Source organism: Pseudorhizobium xiangyangii (genome assembly GCF_020531965.1).
GTDB lineage: Bacteria > Pseudomonadota > Alphaproteobacteria > Rhizobiales > Rhizobiaceae > Neorhizobium > Neorhizobium xiangyangii.
Map to the genome: position 1 here is coordinate 270,458 of NZ_JAJAWH010000002.1, position 21,736 is coordinate 292,193.

At 61.1% G+C, this 21,736-nt stretch carries 18 protein-coding genes and 1 pseudogene; 8 read left to right on the forward strand and 11 right to left on the reverse strand.

Annotation, left to right across the window (positions count from 1 at the left end; all coding sequences use genetic code 11):
• Window position 1: 1 nt before the first annotated feature.
• Window positions 2–1,459, forward strand: a complete 1,458-nt coding sequence (locus tag LH464_RS02680) for a UdgX family uracil-DNA binding protein (RefSeq protein ID WP_226784812.1) — start codon at window positions 2–4, stop codon at window positions 1,457–1,459.
• Between the two features lie 33 nt (window positions 1,460–1,492).
• Here LH464_RS02680 and LH464_RS02685 read toward each other — a convergent pair whose 3' ends face one another.
• The 6 genes from LH464_RS02685 to carB form a co-directional block, all read right to left on the reverse strand.
• Window positions 1,493–2,152, reverse strand: coding sequence for a DUF6766 family protein (locus LH464_RS02685; RefSeq protein ID WP_226784813.1), 660 nt, complete (start codon window positions 2,150–2,152; stop codon window positions 1,493–1,495).
• Between the two features lie 134 nt (window positions 2,153–2,286).
• Complete coding sequence (locus tag LH464_RS02690) at window positions 2,287–3,831, reverse strand: MFS transporter (protein ID WP_226784814.1); 1,545 nt, start codon at window positions 3,829–3,831, stop codon at window positions 2,287–2,289.
• Between the two features lie 200 nt (window positions 3,832–4,031).
• Window positions 4,032–4,502 (reverse strand): SRPBCC domain-containing protein, encoded by a 471-nt coding sequence (locus tag LH464_RS02695; RefSeq protein WP_226784815.1) that lies wholly within the window; start codon window positions 4,500–4,502, stop codon window positions 4,032–4,034.
• Window position 4,503: 1 nt separating this feature from the next.
• A complete protein-coding gene (locus LH464_RS02700) occupies window positions 4,504–4,950 on the reverse strand; it encodes an SRPBCC domain-containing protein (protein ID WP_226784816.1) in 447 nt (148 codons plus the stop codon).
• On the reverse strand, window positions 4,943–5,296 hold the full coding sequence (locus LH464_RS02705; RefSeq protein WP_226784817.1) for an ArsR/SmtB family transcription factor: 354 nt from the start codon (window positions 5,294–5,296) through the stop codon (window positions 4,943–4,945). The genes LH464_RS02700 and LH464_RS02705 overlap by 8 nt, the downstream gene beginning before the upstream one ends.
• 100 nt (window positions 5,297–5,396) lie before the next feature.
• On the reverse strand, window positions 5,397–8,882 hold the full coding sequence (gene carB / locus LH464_RS02710; protein WP_226784818.1) for a carbamoyl-phosphate synthase large subunit: 3,486 nt from the start codon (window positions 8,880–8,882) through the stop codon (window positions 5,397–5,399).
• Between the two features lie 303 nt (window positions 8,883–9,185).
• Between carB and LH464_RS02715 the strand changes: the two genes are divergently transcribed.
• Together LH464_RS02715 and ypfJ are read left to right on the forward strand one after the other, a co-directional pair.
• Window positions 9,186–10,391 (forward strand): MFS transporter, encoded by a 1,206-nt coding sequence (locus LH464_RS02715; protein WP_226784819.1) that lies wholly within the window; start codon window positions 9,186–9,188, stop codon window positions 10,389–10,391.
• Window positions 10,392–10,471: 80 nt separating this feature from the next.
• On the forward strand, window positions 10,472–11,377 hold the full coding sequence (gene ypfJ / locus LH464_RS02720; protein ID WP_226784820.1) for a KPN_02809 family neutral zinc metallopeptidase: 906 nt from the start codon (window positions 10,472–10,474) through the stop codon (window positions 11,375–11,377).
• 56 nt (window positions 11,378–11,433) lie between these two features.
• Here ypfJ and LH464_RS02725 read toward each other — a convergent pair whose 3' ends face one another.
• A complete protein-coding gene (locus tag LH464_RS02725) occupies window positions 11,434–11,580 on the reverse strand; it encodes a hypothetical protein (RefSeq protein WP_226784821.1) in 147 nt (48 codons plus the stop codon).
• Window positions 11,581–11,983: 403 nt separating this feature from the next.
• On the opposite strand from LH464_RS02725, the gene LH464_RS02730 reads away from it, so the two are divergent.
• A complete protein-coding gene (locus LH464_RS02730; protein WP_226784822.1) occupies window positions 11,984–13,369 on the forward strand; it encodes an MATE family efflux transporter in 1,386 nt (461 codons plus the stop codon).
• Between the two features lie 32 nt (window positions 13,370–13,401).
• Here LH464_RS02730 and LH464_RS02735 read toward each other — a convergent pair whose 3' ends face one another.
• Together LH464_RS02735 and carA are read right to left on the reverse strand one after the other, a co-directional pair.
• Window positions 13,402–13,761: an antibiotic biosynthesis monooxygenase gene (locus LH464_RS02735; protein ID WP_226784823.1), complete on the reverse strand. Its 360-nt coding sequence runs from the start codon at window positions 13,759–13,761 to the stop codon at window positions 13,402–13,404.
• 94 nt (window positions 13,762–13,855) lie between these two features.
• Window positions 13,856–15,061 (reverse strand): glutamine-hydrolyzing carbamoyl-phosphate synthase small subunit, encoded by a 1,206-nt coding sequence (gene carA / locus LH464_RS02740; RefSeq protein WP_226784824.1) that lies wholly within the window; start codon window positions 15,059–15,061, stop codon window positions 13,856–13,858.
• Between the two features lie 319 nt (window positions 15,062–15,380).
• Between carA and LH464_RS02745 the strand changes: the two genes are divergently transcribed.
• The 3 genes from LH464_RS02745 (at window position 15,381) to rpoD (ending at window position 20,478) form a co-directional block, all read left to right on the forward strand.
• Window positions 15,381–15,830: a GatB/YqeY domain-containing protein gene (locus LH464_RS02745; protein WP_226784846.1), complete on the forward strand. Its 450-nt coding sequence runs from the start codon at window positions 15,381–15,383 to the stop codon at window positions 15,828–15,830.
• Window positions 15,831–15,986: 156 nt separating this feature from the next.
• Window positions 15,987–17,981 carry a DNA primase gene (gene dnaG, locus LH464_RS02750; RefSeq protein WP_226784825.1) on the forward strand — a complete coding sequence of 665 codons (1,995 nt, stop codon included), beginning with the start codon at window positions 15,987–15,989 and terminating at the stop codon, window positions 17,979–17,981.
• A gap of 439 nt (window positions 17,982–18,420) precedes the next feature.
• Window positions 18,421–20,478: an RNA polymerase sigma factor RpoD gene (rpoD, locus tag LH464_RS02755; protein WP_226784826.1), complete on the forward strand. Its 2,058-nt coding sequence runs from the start codon at window positions 18,421–18,423 to the stop codon at window positions 20,476–20,478.
• A 72-nt stretch (window positions 20,479–20,550) separates the two neighbouring features.
• Here the strand turns inward: rpoD and LH464_RS02760 are convergent, their stop codons facing one another.
• Both LH464_RS02760 and LH464_RS02765 read right to left on the reverse strand, forming a co-directional pair.
• Window positions 20,551–20,895: a DMT family transporter gene (locus tag LH464_RS02760; RefSeq protein WP_226784827.1), complete on the reverse strand. Its 345-nt coding sequence runs from the start codon at window positions 20,893–20,895 to the stop codon at window positions 20,551–20,553.
• Window positions 20,895–21,455: a TetR/AcrR family transcriptional regulator gene (locus tag LH464_RS02765; RefSeq protein ID WP_226784828.1), complete on the reverse strand. Its 561-nt coding sequence runs from the start codon at window positions 21,453–21,455 to the stop codon at window positions 20,895–20,897. Before LH464_RS02765 ends, LH464_RS02760 begins: the two co-directional genes overlap by 1 nt.
• Window positions 21,456–21,539: 84 nt before the next feature.
• Between LH464_RS02765 and LH464_RS02770 the strand changes: the two are divergent.
• Window positions 21,540–21,736: pseudogene (locus tag LH464_RS02770) on the forward strand (DUF930 domain-containing protein); the annotation flags it as partial.

A 21,736-nucleotide genomic window follows, 5' to 3' on the forward strand; every position in this document is an offset into this window, starting at 1 on the left:
GATGTACATGTGCACGCTGGAGGGCAGGGGGAATGTGGAGGAGTGGCGGGAGGCAGCGCGTGCCTTTCTGCTGGGCGGCGTCCTGCCGGACTTGATCTGCTGGCGCACGAACGGCGAGACGATGGGGCTCTTCGGCGTGGAGACCCCGTTTCCTCCACCTTTGCCGGAGTTCAGCTCCCCGAAGGTGCCGCCAGATTTCATCAAGCTTGCAGGTGCCGTGATCTGTCACAGCGACCCGGGCCGTTTTTCGCTGCTCTATCGCCTGCTGTTCCGGCTGATGCATGAGCGCCGCCTGCTCGACATGATGTCAGATGCGGATGTGGTGGCAGCGCGGCAAATGGCCAAGTCTGTCGGGCGGGACTACCACAAGATGACGGCCTTCGTGCGGTTCAAGGAATTGCCGCTGCCGGCCGAGACGGCGGGACGGCGGAAGTTCATCGCCTGGTTCGAACCGGATCACTTCATCGTCGAGCGGGCCGCGCCGTTCTTCCAGCGACGGTTCAACGACATGGACTGGCTGATCGCGACGCCCAAGGGGGCTGCATCGTGGGACGGAGTGGAGCTGAAATCGACTTCAGAGCCGGCTGAGAAGCCGGATCTGAAGGACGAGACGGACGATCTCTGGCGCACCTACTATGCTTCGATCTTCAATCCGGCGCGGCTGAAGGTGAAGGCGATGACGTCGGAAATGCCGAAGAAATACTGGAAGAACCTGCCGGAGGCGGACCTCATCCCGGGCCTGATCGCCAATGCGGAGGCGAGTGTCATGGAGATGGCGGCCCGGGCCGCGAGCGAGCCCCTGCCGTTCCACCATCGCTTGCAGGAGGTTGCCGCGAGTGTGCAACATGCGCCGTCTCTGCCGGTCGGTAGCCATGCCGCGCTGAAGGAGGAGGCCAGTCGCTGCACGCTCTGCGATCTGCATTGCATGGCGACGCAGACGGTGTTCGGCGAGGGGCCGGTGGATGCCGATGTCATGATCGTGGGCGAGCAGCCCGGCGACCAGGAGGATCTGGCCGGCAAGCCGTTCGTTGGGCCGGCGGGACAGTTGTTCAACGATGTCCTGAAACAGGTGGGGCTCGACAGGCAGAGGCTCTACGTCACCAATGCCGTCAAGCACTTCAAATATGAGCCGCGCGGAAAGCGGCGTATCCACCAGAAGCCGAACAGGGGAGAGATCCAGCAATGCCGCTGGTGGCTGAAACAGGAACTGGATCTTGTAAAGCCGAAGCTCGTCGTGGCCATGGGGGCGACCGCCTATTTCGCGCTGACAGATGAGCAGCACAAACTGGCGGATGTGCGGAGCAAGCCGATGGTTATGCAGGACGGGCAGACCCTGTTCGTAACGGTACACCCATCCTATCTGCTGCGCATTCCCGAGCCTGAGAAAAAGGCAGTGGAACTCCTGCGTTTCCGGGAAGATGTCGAATCGATCCAGAGGCTTGCACGTAGTTTTGCATGAACGGGTTGAGAAGCGCCGCAAGAGCCCGCCGTTCTATCCTGTCTCGCCATGGCGGGCTGCGACCGGCTTCGATTCCGGAGAGCCCCGGAAGCGCAGGAAAATCGACAGCACGACCAGGACGAGAGTGGACAGGAATTCGGACTGCCAGTTCTGGAAGGACTCGAACCAGAACTGGGCGGATATGAGGTGTCCCATGACGGTCACGACTGGCTGGCCATGCCGTAGCGCATCCTCATTGGCGGCCGTGGCGCTGTTGCACAGGTGCAGGACGAAGGAGAGTACAAAAAGCAGCCCCAGCGCGATGCCGAGAGAGTAGGAATAAAGAGAGCGGACCAGTCCGCCGTGCCGCACCGGCCATGGGGCGGCAGGATCGTTTTCACGCCCGGCGGGGTCTTCATCGACCGGATCGCCGAGGCTTCCGGGGTCCTTCGATTCGGACGAGCCCTTCTGAAAGAGGAAAGCCGTCAGGCAGACATACATGGACATCTGCAGAAACTCGCTTTCCCAGTTCTCGAACAGGGCCGATAGAAAGTCAGCCGACAGCGCGTAGTTCCAGAGCTGTGGTGGCGCGTCGCCGTGCTGCAGTGCCTGGTCCTGACCGACGTGCCAGCCGCTGAACAGCATGCCGATGATGGCGAAGAGTGTCAGGGCGGAGAGGACGAGACTGAGGCTGTTGTTGCGCAGGAACGTCATGACATGATCCTCGCTTGCGCCGATGGCTGCCTTCCAGTGGCCTTGCCAAAGGGTTCCTGGGGAACGTGCCTCAGACCTGCCAGTTCCCTGATATCGCGCTGGGTCGGGCGGCTTCCAGTCGGTGCAGGCGCGACTCAATGCGGCTGGAGAATGCTTTCATCGATATGCGCGCCCGCATAAACCTTCCTGGCGATAACCGCGAGGAGGAGCAGCGTTACCGTGGCAATGGCGCAGCACACTGCAAAGCCGAGAGAAAAGCCGGCCTTGGCAGTCTCCAGCCAGACGATCGACGATGCGCCTGTCATCGCGTTTGCGGTTTCCACGGCTCCTGCGAGCGTGGCAGAGACGGCCTGTGCCTGCGTCGCGTCGAGGCCGCTCAGGTCCACGCCGTCCATCGTCATCCGGTAGACGAGCGTGGCAATGCTGCCGAGCATCGCCACGCCCAGCGCACCTCCGAACTCCGCACTGGTTTCCGATATGGCCGACGCCGAACCCGCACGCTCGGGTGGCGCCGTACCCACGATCAGGCCGGTGGTGGTGAGGATGACGGGCACGAAGCCAAGCCCGACGATCATGCTGGCGCCGAGGATGCCCAGGAGGCTCTCGGCATAGGCAGCAATGGCCATGACCGCAGTCCCGAATGCATTCACCACCAGTCCCATGAGAACCGTCCTGATCGGGCCAAAGCGGTTGGTGAAGCGGTAGGCCTGGAACGACATCACGGTGAAGACGAGCGCCGAGGGAACTGACCAGAGGGCGGCCTCGAGCGGCGAGAGCCCCAGAACGAGCTGCAGGAAGAGGTTCTGGAACAGGAAAACGCCGAAGACGAAGAAGACGCCGGCGAGATTGACCATGAGAGACGCCGTGAAGGCGGGGATGCGGAATAGCGCGAGGTCGATCAGCGGATCGGCGAGGCGCTTCTGGCGCCGCACGAAGGCCAGGCCGGCAAGTAGGCCGAATGCGATATAGACGAGCTGGAGCGGGTGGAAGCCATCCGCAGCCATGTGCTTGACGCCGTAGATGATCGGCAGAACCGTTGCGAGCGATAGCGTTACACTGGGAAGGTCCAGCCTGCCGGCATCCGCGTTCCTGTATTCGGGCAAAAGAAAGGGAGCGACGGCCAGCAGCACCATCATCACCGGTATGTTGATCAGGAAGACCGATCCCCAATGGAAATATTGCAGGAGAAGGCCGCCGATCAACGGACCGACAAGGCCGCCCAGCGCAAACGCCGTACCCCAGATGCTGATCGCCCTGTTCCGTTCCTCTTCGTTCCTGAACAGGTTGACGATGAGCGACAGCGTCGATGGCGCAATGGTTGCCCCGGCGATGCCAAGCATGGCTCGCGCCAGAATAAGCTGCTCGGCCGTGCTGGCGAACGCTGCGAAGCCGGACGCTACACCGAACGCGAAGGCGCCGATAAGCAGCACCCGCCGGCGTCCTATGCGGTCGCCGAGCGTGCCCATGGTCACGAGGAAGCCGGCGACCATGAAGCCGTAGATGTCGTTGATCCACAGCAGTTGCGATGCGGACGGATCGAGGTCGGCGACGATTGCCGGCATGGCCAGGAACAGGACCGACAGGTCCATCGAATAGATCAGACAGGCGATCGACAGAACGGACAAGCCGATCCATTCGCGGCGGGTCGCCCGTTCCGGTGTGTCATCGATCTCGGCCATATCTTCCTCCGAGCGCACCGACCCGAAAACCGGGGTCGGTTTTTGGGATTACGATGCGCAGACCAAATTGCCACAGCGTCCTTCGTGCGCCATTCATGGCGCACGGCGCTGTAGAGAAGCCGGCAGAGATTTCCGTTATTTGCCTCGATTGACAAGTGTCAATCTGAGCGGACTCAACCGGCCAAATCCATGGCCTTGTCCTAGGCCTGGGTTTGCGGCCCGGTGACGAAGGCATCCAGTCGTGCAAGCGTCTGCCTGCCGCCCTCGACAGCGCCGAATTCGATCGTCGCATCGCGAGCCTCGATCGTCGGGAAGAGGAGGGTAATGGTGATGCGGGTCTTGTCCCCTTCGGACTTCAGCGAAATGAAACCTTCGAACAGTGCGGGTTCGTCCGTCTCGTCGCCGTGGTCGTATCGGATGCCCGTTGGTGGCGTGATCTCCTTGTAGCGGATCCAGTTCGGCCAATCCTTGCCGTCCGGGCCATGCATCGTGTAGCGCCAGAGGCCGCCGACTGCGAATTCCATCTCGTGTGTTTCTGTCTTGAAGCCGTTCGGTCCCCACCATTGGTCGAGGTGGCTGGCATCCGTCAGCATTTTGAACACCAGTTCCCGTGGTGCATCGATCAGGCGGTTGACTTCGATGGTCCTGCTGCGATCAAGTGTCTCGGTCATGTCAGCGTCCTCCGGTCAGCTGTTTAAGAAGGCTCTCAAGACGGTCGAAATTCTGCTCATTTGCGGCGGTGATGAATTTTTGAAGTTGCCGGTTTTCCTCGGTCGGTTCGAACAACATCCGCCAGTGAAGCCGCGTGCCGCCGCTTCCGGGCACGAATGTCATCTCCATCGTGTAGACGTGCATGGGTTCGTGATGCAGGAAGACGATGCGCTCTTCCGGGACGATTTCCTGGAACGTCGAATGGTTGGGAAAATCGGTGCCGTTCGAAGCTGTCATGGTGATGCGCCACGTACCGCCCGGGCGGAAATCGAACTCGTCGATCGTGTTTGTAAAGCCGTGAGGCCCCCACCAATGCTTCAGCTTTTCGGGATCGGCGAAAGCATCGAAAAGTGTCGCGGGGTCGATGCCGAACAGGCGATCGTTGAGGATCTCCATCTTTTCAGTCATTCCGCTCTTCCTTTGTGTCTCGTTCGATCTGCAGTGTGGCCAGGTAATCTTCGAGCCGGTCCAGCCGGTGCTCCCACAACAAACGGTAATCGCCGAGCCAGCCATCGAGTGTCTTCAAGGGCGCCGGCTCCAGCCGGCAGGGACGCCACTGGGCATTGCGGCTGCGCGAGATCAGTTTCGCGCGCTCCAGCACTTTCAGGTGCTTCGATACTGCCGGGAGGCTCATCTCGAAGGGAGCGGCCAGTTCGTTGACGGTGGCTTCCCCGCGCGCCAGCCGCGCCAGGATCGCCCGACGCGTCGGGTCGGCCAGCGCAAAGAGCGTATTGGAGAGCGGATCGAGAGACATGTTTATCCGATCGGTTAATTAACTTGATGGCTAAATATAGGATAATGAAAAGCCGGTCAACTTTCGCTGACCGGCTTCAAGCTTTCACGGCTGGAGCGGCTTAGAAGTAGCTCTGCAGCGGCCGGACTTCGAGACTGCCGGCCTTGAGTGCGCGGATTGCCATCGCTGCCGCTTCCGCACCCGCCATGGTCGTGTAGTAAGGCACCTTCTGCATCAGCGTTGCGCGGCGCAGCGACTTCGAATCGGAGATCGCCTTATTGCCATCCGTCGAGTTGATGACGAGCTGGACCTGACGGTTGCGGATGGCATCCTCAATGTGCGGACGTCCTTCCTGGACCTTGTTGATCTTGTCGGCCGCGATGCCCTTTTCCGCGAGGAAACGCTGCGTGCCGCCGGTTGCCAGGACCTTGAAGCCGCTTTCGACGAGAATGCGGATCGCCGGCAGAACGCCGTCCTTGTCTTCATCGCGAACCGAGACGAACACGGTGCCCGAACGGGGAAGATCCACACCGGCGCCGAGCTGGCTTTTGGCGAAGGCGAGCGCGAAATCGGTGTCGAGGCCGATGACTTCGCCGGTCGAACGCATTTCCGGGCCGAGCAGCGTATCGACGCCCGGGAAGCGGGCGAACGGGAACACGGCTTCCTTGACGGCAATGTGCTTGAGGTTGCGCGGATCAGGCTTCTCGCCGTAGGCGGCAATCGCCGCGTCGAGCTTTTCGCCGGTCATGATCCGGGCTGCGATCTTGGCGATCGGCGCACCGATGGTCTTGGCGACGAAAGGAACGGTACGCGAGGCGCGCGGGTTGACTTCGAGTACGTAGATCGTGCCGTCCTTGATGGCGTACTGGACGTTCATCAGGCCGCCGACGTTGAGCGCCTTGGCCATCGCGGCCGTCTGGCGCTCCAGTTCATCGAGCATCTCGTTGGAGAGCGAGCGCGATGGCAGCGAGCAGGCGCTGTCGCCGGAGTGAATGCCGGCTTCCTCGATGTGCTCCATGATACCCGAAACGAAGACACTCTCGCCATCGCACAGCGCATCGACGTCCACTTCGATGGCGTTGGTCAGGTAGCTGTCGAACAGAAGCGGGTTCTTGCCAAGCAGGGTGTTGATCTGGCCGGTCTTGTCGTTGGGGTAACACTGCTTGATGTCTTCCGGAACGAGGCCCGGAACGGTGTCCAGCAGGTAGCTCTGCAACATGCTTTCATTGTGGATGATCTGCATGGCCCGGCCGCCGAGAACGTAGGACGGACGCACGACAAGCGGGAAGCCGATTTCCGTTGCCACGAGGCGGGCCTGCTCGACGGAGTAGGCGATGCCGTTGTTGGGCTGGTTCAGGTCCAGCTTCATCAGGAGCTTCTGGAAGCGGTCGCGGTCTTCTGCGAGGTCGATCATGTCCGGCGCGGTGCCGAGGATCGGGATACCGTTCTTTTCGAGCGCTTCTGCAAGCTTCAGCGGTGTCTGGCCGCCGAACTGCACGATCACGCCGACGACTTCACCCTTTTCCTGCTCAGCGCGCAGGATCTCGATCACGTCTTCGGCCGTCAGAGGCTCGAAGTAGAGGCGGTCGGAGGTGTCGTAGTCCGTGGACACGGTTTCCGGGTTGCAGTTGATCATGATGGCTTCGAAGCCGGCATCACGCAGCGCAAAAGCAGCATGGCAGCAGCAATAGTCGAACTCTATGCCCTGACCGATGCGGTTCGGACCGCCACCGAGGATGACGACCTTCTTGCGATCGGAAACCTGTGCCTCGGACTGGAGTGCGCCAACGAAAGGCGTCTCGTAGGTCGAGTACATGTAGGCGGTTGGCGAAGCGAACTCGGCCGCGCACGTGTCGATGCGCTTGAAGACCGGGCGTACGTTCAGGCTGTTGCGAAGTTCCGCAACTTCCTTCGGACGCTTCGACGTCAGGCTGGCGAGGCGGGCGTCGGAAAAGCCCATGGCCTTCAGCGTGCGCAGGTTCTCGGCATCCGCCGGCAAGCCGTGTTCGCGCACGCGCGCTTCCATGTCGACGATTGCCTTGAACTGGCTGATGAACCACGGATCGATCTTGCAGGCTTCGTGAACGTCGGCTTCCGACATGCCCATGCGCAGAGCCTGGGCGACCATGCGTAGGCGATCCGGCGTCGGCGTGCCGATCGCGGCGCGGATAGCGTTGTTGGCGTTTTCACCCTCCTCGATGCCGGGGATCTCGATCTCGTCGAGGCCGGTCAGCCCGGTTTCCATGCCGCGAAGCGCCTTTTGCAGCGACTCGGCGAAAGTACGGCCGATCGCCATGACTTCACCGACAGACTTCATCGCGGTTGTCAGAACCGGTGATGCGCCCGGGAATTTTTCGAAGGCAAAGCGCGGGATCTTGGTGACGACGTAGTCGATCGACGGTTCGAACGAGGCTGGGGTTGCGCCACCGGTGATGTCGTTGTCGAGCTCGTCGAGCGTATAGCCGATGGCAAGCTTGGCCGCGACCTTGGCGATCGGGAAGCCGGTTGCCTTGGAGGCCAGCGCCGAAGAACGGGAGACGCGCGGGTTCATTTCGATGACGACGAGACGGCCGTCCTTCGGGTTGACGGCGAACTGAACGTTCGAGCCGCCGGTCTCAACGCCGATCTCGCGCAGGACCGCGATCGAGGCGTTGCGCATCATCTGGTATTCCTTGTCGGTCAGCGTCAGGGCTGGCGCGACAGTGATCGAGTCGCCCGTATGGACGCCCATCGGATCGATGTTCTCGATCGAGCAGATGATGATGCAGTTGTCCGCCTTGTCGCGGACGACCTCCATTTCATATTCCTTCCAGCCGAGAACCGATTCTTCGATCAGAACTTCGGTGGTGGGCGAGGCATCGAGGCCGCCACCCACGATTTCGAAGAACTCCGAGCGGTTATAGGCAATGCCGCCGCCGGTGCCGCCCATGGTGAAGGACGGGCGAATGATGGCCGGCAGGCCAACGACGTCGATGGCCTGTGCGGCAATGGCCATGGCGTGGCTGATGTAACGCTGCTTGCGGTCCGTCTCGCCGAGGTTCCACTGGTTCTCCAGGTCGTCCAGTGCAGTATCGAGTGCTGCGCCGGAGAGGCTCGCCTTGACCTTTTCACGCTCGGCTTCATGGCTCTTGCGGTCGGCATCCTTGATGTCGGTGGCGTTGGCCAGCAACGACTTGGGTGTTTCAAGGCCGATGCGCACCATCGCTTCGCGGAACAGGGCGCGGTCTTCGGCCATGTCGATGGCGGCGGGCTTGGCGCCGATCATCTCGACATTGTAGCGGTCGAGAACGCCCATGCGCTTCAGGGAGAGCGCCGTGTTGAGTGCTGTCTGGCCACCCATGGTCGGCAGCAGCGCGTCAGGGCGTTCCTTGGCGATGATCTTGGCGACCACTTCGGGCGTGATGGGCTCGACATATGTCGCGTCTGCGAGGCCCGGGTCGGTCATGATCGTCGCCGGGTTGGAGTTGACCAGGATGACCCGGTAACCCTCTTCCTTCAGCGCCTTGCAGGCCTGGGTGCCGGAGTAGTCGAATTCACATGCCTGACCAATGACAATCGGACCCGCGCCGATGATGAGGATCGATTTGATGTCTTGGCGCTTGGGCATGGTTTCTATCCACTCATTCTTCTGCGCGAAAAGCCGGCTCGGGGCATGGGGCTCCGGTCGGGTTGCGTGCATATGATATTTCTGGCTAGACGCGGCTTATAGGCAAATGTCCCCGCGAACGGAACCCCATAAATCGCCCAATCGACAGGAATCGACAGGTGCCCGCTGTCGCCTGGGGCAGGGCGAAATAAAAGCGGCACCGTACCGCTTGCCGCCGAGCGGGCATGGACAATGCGAACGCGCCGGCAGTAAGACCGGATCGTATTGAATAGCCGGCGGCCTTAGCCGGATTGGGAGAATGACATGGCGGATGCGACGATGAAGCCGGGTATCTCTGCCGAAGCGACCGTGCTGCCGATCATTTTCGCGGTCAGCTTCTGCCACATGCTGAACGACATCATGCAGTCGATGATCGCCGCCATCTATCCGATGCTGAAGGCCGATTATAATCTCGACTTCTGGCAGATCGGCATGCTGACACTGGCGTTCCAGTGCACGGCATCGCTGCTGCAGCCGGTCATAGGCATTCTGACGGACAGAAAGCCGTTCCCGTATTCGCTGCCGATGGGCATGGGCGCGACCTTCATGGGTCTCGTCCTGCTGGCGACGGCGAGTAACTACGGCATGCTGGTCTTTGCCGCTTCGCTGGTCGGCATCGGGTCGGCGATCTTCCATCCGGAATCATCGCGTGTCGCCCGGCTGGCATCCGGCGGTCGCTACGGTCTGGCGCAGTCGGTGTTCCAGGTCGGCGGCAATTTCGGCACGGCGATCGGGCCGCTGCTCGCCGCATTCATCATCATACCGCGCGGGCAGGGCAGTGTGGCCTGGTTCTGCATCGCTGCCATCCTAGGGATCATCGTTCTCAGTCGCGTCGCCGCCTGGTACAAGGCGCACATGCTTGCCAATGCCGGCAGGAAGAGGATGATACAGGGCCATTCGCTGCCGCGCAGGACAGTCGCGATCGCGCTCGTCGTGCTCGTGCTGCTGACGTTCTCCAAGAACATCTACATGGCGAGCATCGGCAGCTACTACACGTTCTTCGTCATCGAACGGTTCGGCGTCACCGTGCAGCAATCGCAGCTCATGCTGTTCGTTTTCCTGGGCGCGAGCGCGCTCGGCACTGTAGTCGGCGGCCCCATCGGCGACCGTTTCGGCTCAAAGGTGGTGATCTGGTTCTCGATCCTCGGCGTGTTGCCGTTCACGCTGGCCATGCCTTTCGCCAATCTAGAGGTGACGATCCTGCTGTCGGGCATTGTCGGGTTCATCATCGCGTCCTCGTTCCCCGCCATCATCGTAATGGCGCAGGAACTGGTACCCGGCCGTGTCGGCATGATCGCCGGCATCTTCTTCGGGTTCGCGTTCGGCATGGGCGGGATTGCCGCAGCCGTGCTCGGCGTTCTGGCAGATCGTCACGGGATATCGACCGTCTACACGATCTGCGCTTTCCTGCCGGCTCTCGGGCTTTTGACGATTTTCCTTCCGAGCAAGAAAGCGCTCAGGATGGCGTAGCCTTCGTCGCGATCCAATGGATCGTCTTTGCGCGCGTCGCGTTGTATGATCCTCGGGAGAGGCACACAGGAGGTATTCGGATGGAATGGAAAGGGCGCCGGCAATCGCACAATGTCGAGGACCAGCGCGGAGCGGGTGGTCAAAACCCGTTCGGTCGCGGCGGCATGCGCATTCCGATAGGCCGTGGTGGCGTACGCCGGGCCGGCGGGGGTATCGGTATCGGCGGCATCATTCTGATCCTGATCGTTTCCTGGGTGCTGGGCATCAATCCCCTTACGCTCCTCTCCGGTGGCGATACCGGCCTTCAGGGCGGCGGCTATGAGCAGCAGACCAACCAGGCGCCCGCCAACGACGAGGCCACGGCTTTTGTGCGGACCGTGCTGGCAGAGACGGAGGATACGTGGAACGGCATCTTCCAGGCGAGCGGACAGACCTATCAGGAACCGACGCTGGTGCTGTTCTCCGGGCAAGTCGAATCGGCGTGCGGCTTTGCATCGTCTGCGACCGGGCCGTTCTACTGTCCCGGAGACAGAAAGGTCTATCTCGACACGAACTTCTTCCGCGAACTCGAACAGCAGTTCGGCGCCTCCGGTGATTTTGCCGAAGCCTATGTGATCGCGCACGAAGTGGGGCACCACGTCCAGAACCTGCTCGGCGTCCTGCCGAAGTTCAATCAGGCACGGCAGCGAATGAGCGAGGTCGAGGCCAACAGGATGTCCGTCCGTGTCGAACTGCAGGCCGATTGCTTCGCCGGTGTCTGGGGCAAACACACAGACCAGAAGGGCATTCTGGAACAGGGCGACCTGCAGGAAGCCTTGAATGCCGCCCAGCAGATCGGAGACGATACACTGCAGAAACGTGGCCAGGGCTATGTGGTGCCGGAAAGCTTCAACCACGGCACGTCGGCCCAACGCATGGAATGGTTCCGCCGCGGTTTCGACAGCGGTGACGCCAATTCCTGCGATACGTTCTCCGGCGAGATATGAGAAGGGGGCGTTGCCCCTTCTTTCACTCTCACATTCCTTCACGCAGATTGATCCCGTTACCTGATGCCACGGTTCGATGTCATGGTGACAGTCGTCATGTAGTGGATGCGGTGGTCTGGACCATCGACGGTGCTTTCCTCCGCGGTCGGACGATTGACGAGCGATGGATCGAGCCCCGGCGAAGCCGCCGATCTGGTAGCCAATCGAGGTCTGATCCTGAGGTGAAATCAGAAGCAGGCTGCCTCTGTTCCTTATTCGTGCCGTGAAGGTTCCGGCTTGCTATCAACATCGTTGGCAGCAGCATCAAGAACATTGACTGTTTAACCAGAATTCAGTGGCTTACGGGTGAGGGGTCCCGCCTGAATTTGCGGGTACGCCCTCCCGTTCGCTGCAGCCTCCATTCTGACAGTGAGCGTGGCATTGGCGCCGCAAATCCTCCTTTATCGGCGTTGCCCTCAGCGCCTCATCGATCGGTTATGGTGAAGTATCGGTCACAAATAGTGGTGGATCGGGGCGCCTGCTTGCCGCGTCCGGTCGCCTGATCTATAGCCGGGGCACCTGCCGCTAACCAAGTTTGGAAGCGGCTTTTTCCGTTGCGAGGGACCCATGTCGGCGCCGTCCACACATCTCGGCAATGTCGGGCAGAATTCCTGGACCTCCCACGTCAAGGGCACGGTGGCGCTCGGCGTTCCGCTGGTCGGCGCGCAGCTTGCGCATATGGCAATCAACACGACCGACGTGATCTTTGTTGGCTGGCTGGGGACTACGGAACTCGCATCCGTCGTGCTTGCGACGCAGATGTTCTTCATCGTCTTTATCTTCGGCACCGGGTTCTCTGCAGCCGTGGTGCCGCTTGTCGCCTATGCTCTCGGGCAGAACGACCAGGTGGGTGTTCGCCGTTCGGTACGCATGGGGCTTTGGATCGTGCTCGCCTATGGTGTCGTGACCGCACCGATCCTGTGGTTCTCCGGACCGATCCTCCTGTCTCTCGGCCAGGCTCCGGACGTGGCGGCGCTTGCTCAAGGCTATCTCCGGATTGCGCAATGGGCCATTTTCCCCGCACTCGGGCTCATGGCTATCCGCAGCTTCGTCACCGGCCTCGAGAAAGGCGGCATCGTGCTCTATGTCACGATCGGCATGTTCCTCTTGAATGCCATCCTCGCCTACGCCCTGATCTTTGGACATTTCGGCGCGCCGGCTCTCGGCTTGAATGGCGCCGCGGTGGCCGCGGTGGTCGCCAATTTCATGGGCTTCCTCGTTGCGGTCGGCTATATCCAGACACAACCCAGGATGCGGTCGTTCGAGATGTTCGTGCGTTTCTGGCGGCCCGATTGGGGGATGTTGCGCGAAATCCTGATGCTCGGGTTGCCGATCAGCTTCACGATCCTGGCGGAGACGAGCCTTTTTGCTGCGGCATCGCTGCTGATGGGAATGATCGGCAAGGAAGTGCTGGCCGCGCATGGGATTGCGTTGCAACTGGCCTCCATCGCCTTCATGATTCCGCTCGGCTTGGCCCAGGTCGCAACGGTGCGGGTTGGTCTGGCCTATGGCCGCAGTGACATGATGGGCGTGCGGCGCGCGGCGGTCTCCGTCTTGCTGGTAAGCCTCGGCTTCTCCATTTTCGGCAGCACGCTCTTTGCAATCATGCCGCGTGAGCTTGGTGGGCTTTTCCTCGATACCCGTCAGGCGGAGGCTCAGTCCGTACTGGACTATGCGGTGGCATTGATCGTCATTGCTGGCGTGTTTCAACTGGCCGACGGGCTTCAGGCCGTCGCAGCAGGTCTGCTGCGCGGTTTGAAGGATACGACGGTGCCGATGATCCTGGCGCTGATCGCCTATTGGCCGATAGGCTTCGCATGCGCATGGATCTTCGCGTTCCCGCTCGGTTATGGCGGTCCCGGCGTGTGGTTCGGCTTCGTGACGGGACTGGTCGCTGCCGCCGCGCTGCTCTGTGGCCGCTTCTATCTGTTGGTACGCCGCCGGTCGGCATGAGCGGCTTGCATGCCGCTTGTCTTTCTTGACCCTCAGGCCGGAATGGCCGCGGTGCGTAATTCCCTCACGGTCGGATGATAGAAGGCGATCTCTGTCTCCACGCCCCACTCGCGGCTCAGCGCCTGACGGTCTATGCCCGCTTGCGCATCCGCCTGTGCAACCGCCGCGATGGCTGGCTGCAGTGCGTACTCGTCCTCAAACTGAAGAATGGTGACGAGATTGAAAGCGCTCGGTCCGGAACGCTGATCGAGGATCATGTCGTCGACGAAGCCGGGTTGTGCCCGGATGATGTCGTGGGTCTTCTCGACCAGTGCCATGAAATCGTGCCTGGCATTGGCGGGCACGGAAAACCTGTTGATGCGGATGACGCGTTTGCTGTGAATGTCGCTCATGAAAAACCCCTGCTCGATGTGAACAGGGGTCAATCTGCAACCTCAATCATGGTTGAGGTCAATAGGCGAACTGTGGGCCGGATGTCTTCGCCGTTCAGCGCTCCGCGAGGGCAGCTTCTCCCTTGCTCTGCCGCACCATGTTCATGAAGCGGCGGAAGAGGTAGTGGCTGTCCTGCGGGCCCGGCGATGCTTCCGGGTGGTGCTGGACGGAGAAGACCGGCTTGCCCGAGACGCGCAGGCCGCAATTGGTGCCGTCGAACAATGAAATATGAGTCTCCTCAACGCCTTGCGGCAATGACTTCGAGTCCACCGCGAAGCCGTGGTTCATCGAAACGATTTCCACCTTGCCGGTCGTATGGTCCTTGACCGGGTGGTTTGCGCCGTGATGGCCCTGGTGCATCTTCTCTGTCTTGGCGCCGAGCGCGAGGCCGAGTATCTGGTGGCCAAGGCAGATGCCGAAGGTCGGGATGTCGGTCTTGATGATCTCCCGGATCACCGGAACCGCATATTGACCGGTGGCGGCCGGGTCGCCCGGGCCGTTGGACAGGAAGATGCCGTCCGGCTTCAGCGCCAGGATGTCGTCCGACGAGGTCTGGGCCGGAACAACCGTGACCTTGCAGTCGAGACCGGTGAACAGGCGCAGGATGTTGCGCTTCACGCCGTAGTCGATGCAGACGACGTGGTACTTGGCGTCCTCCGGCTTCAGTTCGTCATAGCCTTCGTTCCACACCCAGGGCTTCTCGTCCCACTGCGACGACTGGCCGGACGTGGCTTCCTTGGCGAGGTCGAGGCCTTCGAGACCGCTCCAGCCCCTTGCTTCCGCCTTCAGCGCTTCGATGTCGAAGACGCCGTTCGGATCATGGGCGATGACAGCGTTCGGCGCACCGTTCTGGCGGATCCAGGCAGTCAGCGCGCGGGTGTCGATGCCGGAAAGGCCGATCACGCCGCGTGCCTTCAGCCAGCTATCGAGATGCTTGACCGCACGGTAGTTCGAAGGCTCGGTAATGTCGGCCTTGAAGATCGTGCCGACCGCGCCGCGCCGCGCGGCGGGCGTCAGGTCCTCGATGTCTTCATCGTTGGTGCCGATATTGCCGATATGCGGGAAGGTAAAGGTGACGATCTGGCCGAGGTAGGATGGGTCGGTCAGGATTTCCTGATAGCCGGTGAGCGCCGTATTGAAGCAAACTTCGGCGGTTACCTTGCCGGTGGCGCCGACGCCGACGCCTTCAATAACTGTGCCATCGGCGAGAACGAGGACGGCGGTGGGTTTCTTGCTGGTCCAGGGAGCTGTCGCGGTCATCTCTATCCTTCTGCCCTCGCGCCCGCCACTTGAAGTCGCAGGGTGTGAGAGCCATCTATGGTCGCAGAAAAGGGCGCGCAGGATTACCGGCGCAGCCCTGAAATCTAAATCTCGTGCAGGTGCCGGAAAATAAACAAAGCGCGCGAAGCGGTCAATGTCAGCTGCCGAATTACATGGGAATTATCTCTCATGGGATTCAAGCCTCTAGCTGAATTGATTTGATCGCCCTCGTGACGTTGTCTATGAGAGCCGCCTGATCGACACGGAAAAGCCGTAAATCAAGTCCGCGAAGCGGCTTCTCCAAAGGAGCAAACAGATGATGCGCGATAAGTTCGCCAATGCCATGAGAGAAGCCATGAAGGCCAAGGAGAGCCGGCGTCTTTCCACCGTGCGTCTCATCCAGACTGCGATCAAGGATCGCGACATCGCCAATCGCGGTGTCGGCAAGGATCCTGTCAGCGATGACGACATCATGCAGATCCTGCAGAAGATGGTGAAACAGCGCGAAGAATCCGCGAAGATCTACGAGGACGCCGGCCGGTCCGAGCTTGCCGCGCAGGAGCGCGAGGAAATCACGGTCATCAAGGGTTTCATGCCCGAGCAATTGTCCGAAGATGCGGTCCGTGAGCTGTGCCAGTCGGTGATCAGCGAGACTGGTGCCCAGGGCCTTCGTGACATGGGCAAATGCATGAATGCCCTGAAGGAAAAGTATCCCGGCCAGATGGATTTCGCCAAGGCATCCGGAATGGTCAAGGATCTGCTGAAGTAGTTCCAGACGATCGGCATTGATTGCGAGGCGGGGTCGTTTCGGCCCCGCCTTTTTCTGTTTTTGCGAATGACACGCTGTGGATACCGGGGAAGCCCGCTTTCACTGGTGGCTTGTGGTTCGCGCAGGCTCTATAGAATATCGAGCCCCGAGGTGATGATGCGCTTCTCCAACAGCTTTCTCGATGAAATCCGTGACCGCGTGCCGATATCGGCCGTAGTGGGTCGGCGCGTGACGTGGGATCGCAAGAAGAGCAACGTGCCGCGCGGCGACTATTGGGCGTGCTGCCCCTTCCACGGCGAGAAGAGCCCGAGTTTCCACTGCGAGGATCGCAAGGGCCGCTTCCACTGTTTCGGCTGCGGCGTTTCCGGCGACCATTTCCGCTTCCTTACCGACCTTGAAGGGTTGAACTTCCCCGAAGCCGTCCAGCAGATCGCCGACATGGCCGGGATTGCACTGCCGCAGCCAGATGCGCAGGCCGAGCGGCGGGAAAAGGAGCGGACGACGCTCCTCGACGTCATGGAGTTGGCGGCGCAGTACTTCCAGGAGCAGTTGCAGAGTGCGGCCGGTGCCAAGGCGCGCGCCTATCTGCGCGACCGCGGCCTGACGGGCAGGACGATCGAGACCTTCCGGCTCGGCTATGCTCCGGAAAGTCGTAATGCCCTGAAGGAATTTCTCGCGGGCAAGGGCGTGCCGAAGGACCAGATCGAAGCTTGCGGACTGGTGCGGCACGGCGAGGGCATTCCTGTCTCGTACGACTATTTCCGCGATCGCATCATGTTTCCCATCCTGTCGTCGCGGGAAAGGGTGATCGCCTTTGGCGGTCGCGCCATGTCGCCCGATGCACCGGCCAAATACATGAACTCACCGGAGACCGAACTCTTTCACAAGGGGCAGGTCCTTTACAACTTTGCGCGCGCTCGCCGCGTGGCGCAAGGCCGGGCAGGAGAGCGCGACAGCGGTACGATCATTGCGGTCGAAGGCTACATGGACGTGATCGCGCTGCATCAGGCAGGCGTCGAGAATGCGGTGGCGCCGCTTGGCACGGCCCTCACGGAAAACCAGCTCGATCTGCTCTGGAAGATGTCGTCAGAGCCGGTGCTCTGCTTCGACGGCGATGGCGCAGGCGTGCGCGCGGCCAATCGCGCGGCGGATCTGGCGCTGCCCTTCCTCAAGCCCGGTCGCTCGGTTCGCTTCGCGCTTCTGCCGGAAGGCAAGGACCCGGACGACCTCGTGCGTCATGAGGGGCGGGCTCCGTTCGACAAGGTGCTTTCCGAGGCAAGGCCGCTGGCCGAAGCGATATGGATGCGCGAGACCGCCGGGGCGGGCTTCGATACGCCGGAAAAGCGTGCCGAACTGGAGGCGCGCCTCAAGCAGGTGGTTTCGGTGGTCGCCGATGAAAATGTACGCCGTTACTACCAGCAGCATATGCGCGACAGGCTGAGTTCCTTCTTCCAGGGCGGCAATCGTGGTGCAGACCGTCGTGGTGGCGGCTTCCAGCCAAGAGGCGGCCGGCCCGGACAGGCTCCTGCGGCGGGCGGTCCTCGGGCGGCGGGCCGGGGTCTCGGCATCTCGGACAGGCTGGCGCGCTCCGGGCTTGTCCGCGGCCATCGCGATCTTCCCGCATTGCGCGAGAGCGTGCTTGCGTTGACGGTCGTCAACCACCCACAGCTTCTGCTGGACGACTATGATGAAATTGCCGGCATCGATTTCGAGAACCGTGACCTTCAGCGCTTCTGGTCCTGCCTTTTGACCGTGGCCGCCAAGGCAGGCGCGAAGCTGGACCGGGACTATCTGCGGGAGCAGATGGAGGAGAATGGCTTCGATGCGCTTTTGAGCACCATGAACCAGCAGATCCGCAATGCGCGCCTGTGGACCGCCACAAAGGAGGCCGACCTGCAGGACGTGGTGCAGGCCTATCGTCAGGCCTATGCGCTACATTCCCGTAACAAGGAGCTCAAGTGGCAGAAGATCGAGCTGGAGCGCGAAATTGCGGAAGCCAGTGTGGATGAGGTGGAGCGTGGATCAGCGCTGACCCGCGCGCTATCGGAAGTTCAGCAGGAAATCTCGCGGCTGGAGAATCAGGAAGCGATCATCGACGGCTTCGGCGTCATGTCCGGGCGGGTTAAGGGGGCGGCAGTCAGCCACGGCTGAGAGACGCAAATTCAGCCGCCGGGCAGGCTGCTCGCGCAGGTTCGCAAGTCAGCGTCAGAAGGAAGAGGAGACGTTCGGCCGAAGGGCTTGTCATTCGATTGCCATTGCCTACATAAGCCGGCAAACGTGTGCATGTGCCCTTGAAGCCCTGGAGAAACGGCTTTTTCTACTTTTCCGTGGCTGTTCGCCTCAGAAAAGCTTGACGGAGCGTTAATTTGTGGGAATCACCACATCAGGCAAAGAAGGCGGAGTGGGTAAGCACACCGGGCCACGAGCGGCGACGTGTGGACCAGTGGTCTCGGTAGTTGATATCCGCCTTCGTGGTAATCCGGAATTAAAGAACATTCCGTACGTGTTGAACCAGTGATTCGCGGTTGAGGTCTTGAGCCCCAGCCGGCGGCCACCCCCGCGAGGTGGCGTTCAGGGAAAGCGAAGTTATATGGCAACGAAAGTCAAAGAGAACGAAGAAGCGGATACCGAGCGCGAAGGCACGGCTGACGGTCCTCTTCTCGATCTTTCCGATGACGCGGTCAAGAAGATGATCAAGGTCGCCAAGAAGCGCGGCTATGTCACGATGGACGAATTGAATTCGGTCCTGCCGTCGGAGGAAGTGACTTCCGAGCAGATCGAAGACACGATGTCGATGCTCTCGGATATGGGCATCAACGTAGTTGAGGACGACGAAGCCGAAGAGGCGACGTCCGAAGACGATGACAGCTCCGACGACAGTGACGGCGAGAGCGAGGGCGGCGAAGTCGCTCCTGCCTCCAGCACTGCGCTCGCAGCCGCGAAGAAGAAAGAGCCGACAGACCGTACCGACGATCCGGTGCGCATGTATCTGCGCGAGATGGGCTCGGTCGAGCTTCTGTCGCGCGAAGGCGAAATCGCCATCGCCAAGCGTATCGAGGCTGGCCGCGAGACGATGATCTCCGGGCTCTGCGAGAGCCCGCTGACCTTCCAGGCGCTCATCATCTGGCGTGACGAACTGAACGAAGGCACGACGCTTCTGCGCGAGATCATCGATCTCGAAACGACCTATTCCGGTCCCGAAGCGAAGGCTGCGCCGCAGTTCCAGAGCCCAGAAAAGATCGAGGCTGACCGCAAGGCCGCCGAGGAAAAGGAAAAGGCCCGCAAGACGCGCACAGCCGCCAATGACGACGACATCACTGCCGTCGGCGGCGACGGTCTGCCGCCCGAGGAGGAAGAGGAGGACGACGACGAGTCGAGCCTGTCTCTCGCCGCCATGGAAGCGGAACTGCGCCCGCAGGTCATGGAAACCCTCGACCTTATCGCCGACACCTACAAGAAGCTGCGCAAGCTGCAGGACCAGCAGGTGGAAGCCCGCCTGTCCTGCACGGGCACGCTGTCTTCCGGGCAGGAGCGTCGCTACAAGGAACTGAAGGACCAGCTGATCACGGCGGTGAAGTCGCTGTCGCTGAACCAGAACCGCGTCGATAGCCTTGTCGAGCAACTCTACGATATCTCCAAGCGCCTGATGCAGAACGAAGGCCGTCTTCTGCGTCTCGCCGAATCCTATGGCGTCAAGCGCGATAGCTTCCTGGAGCAATATCAGGGTGCCGAGCTTGATCCGAACTGGATGAAGTCGATCGCCAACCTGTCCGCTCGCGGCTGGAAGGATTTCGCCAGGGAAGAGAACCAGACGATCCGCGAGATCCGCTCCGAGATCCAGAACCTCGCAACGGAAACCGGCATTTCGATCGCCGAATTCCGCCGCATCGTATCGATGGTCCAGAAGGGCGAGCGCGAAGCGCGCATCGCCAAGAAGGAAATGGTCGAGGCAAACCTTCGCCTCGTCATCTCGATCGCCAAGAAGTACACGAACCGTGGCCTGCAGTTCCTCGATCTTATCCAGGAAGGCAATATCGGCCTGATGAAGGCGGTCGACAAGTTCGAGTATCGTCGCGGCTACAAGTTCTCCACCTATGCCACATGGTGGATCCGGCAGGCGATCACCCGTTCGATCGCCGACCAGGCCCGCACGATCCGTATTCCGGTGCACATGATCGAGACGATCAACAAGATCGTTCGTACATCGCGCCAGATGCTGCACGAAATCGGCCGCGAGCCGACCCCGGAAGAACTGGCTGAAAAGCTGGCCATGCCGCTCGAGAAGGTCCGCAAGGTCCTGAAGATCGCCAAGGAGCCTATCTCGCTCGAAACCCCGGTGGGTGACGAAGAGGATTCGCATCTGGGTGACTTCATCGAGGACAAGAACGCGCTTCTGCCGATCGACGCCGCCATCCAGGCGAACCTGCGCGAGACGACGACCCGCGTTCTGGCTTCGCTGACGCCGCGCGAAGAGCGTGTTTTGCGCATGCGCTTCGGCATCGGCATGAACACCGACCATACTCTCGAGGAAGTCGGCCAGCAGTTCTCGGTTACCCGCGAACGTATCCGTCAGATTGAAGCGAAGGCGCTGCGCAAGCTGAAGCATCCGAGCCGCAGCCGCAAGCTGCGTTCGTTCCTCGACAGCTAAGCGGCTTCAACGCCGAAAAATATAAAAGCTCGGCCTGTGAGAACAGGCCGGGCTTTTTTCGTTTGAGAGGCCTCAGTGGCTGACGCTGCTCGAAAACACGTTCACGACCACTACGCCGGCGACGATCAGGCCGAGCCCGATCATGGCAGCGAGGTCGAGGGTCTGCCGGAAGACGAAGACGCCGACGGCCGAGACCAGAACGATGCCGAGGCCGCTCCAGATGCCGTAGGCGATGCCAACGGGCAGGGTGCGCAAGACGATGGAGAGAAGATAGAAAGCCGCCAGATAGCAGACGGCCATCAGCACGGTCGGGAGCGGGCGGGTGAACTGCTGGCTCTGTTGCAGAAAGGTCGTCCCGATGACTTCGAGCACGATTGCGACCGCGAGCGAACCATAGGTGAGTAGGGCGGGGTTCATTATGTTACCGTCATCGTCTTGAGTTGATTGTGCAGCCGGTCGAGCTCGCCAACGGGCAGGCCGGAAATTTCGGTGATGTTTGCGAGCCAGATGCCGTCAGCCGCATAGCGGGCGAGTGCCAAATGAGGTGCGCCGTCGGTCGCGTCATGCCGCTCCAGTCTTTCGCGCATCCATTCCGACCAGAGTGCGCGCAGCCGCGCATCCGTCATGCAGGAGATGGAGAGCGCTGCCCACGGGCTGTCTTCACCATCACGCGCAACCTGGAAGAAGGCATCGATGTAGGCGCGGCTGAAACGCCCCTGTTTGACAGCATCCTGCTCCATGAGCTTGTCGATCTCCTGGTCGAGCTTGCGCAGAAGATCCTCGAATACCGCTTCGATCAGGGCCTGCTTGCTGGGGAAATGGTGGAGAAGCCCCCCTTTGGTGACCCCGACGGCATCGGCGACACTCTGGAGCGTCAGGCCTGCCAGTCCTTGTGTGGTCGCGGAGCGTGCGGCCTGTTCGACCAGGGCGTGCCGGACCTGTTCGGGCTGCTTTTCTCGTTTGTGTGCATTGGTCATTCACAAACATACCATGTGGTCGGTTTGTTTCAAGCGAGAACTCGTTATTTGCACTGGGTGGCATGGTCATTGTAGGGAACGGACATGGAAGACAACGTCGACAAACCGCGTGGCAACATAGGATGGGGCATTCCCGTCTCCGCAATTGCGCATCTGTTGTTTGCCGTCGTCGTTATTGTCGGCCTGCCGCTGGAGCTGCCGCAGCCATCGGAGGAAGAGGTTGTAACCGTCGAGATCGTGGAGCCCCCGTCGGAACCGGAACCGGAACCGGAACCGGAACC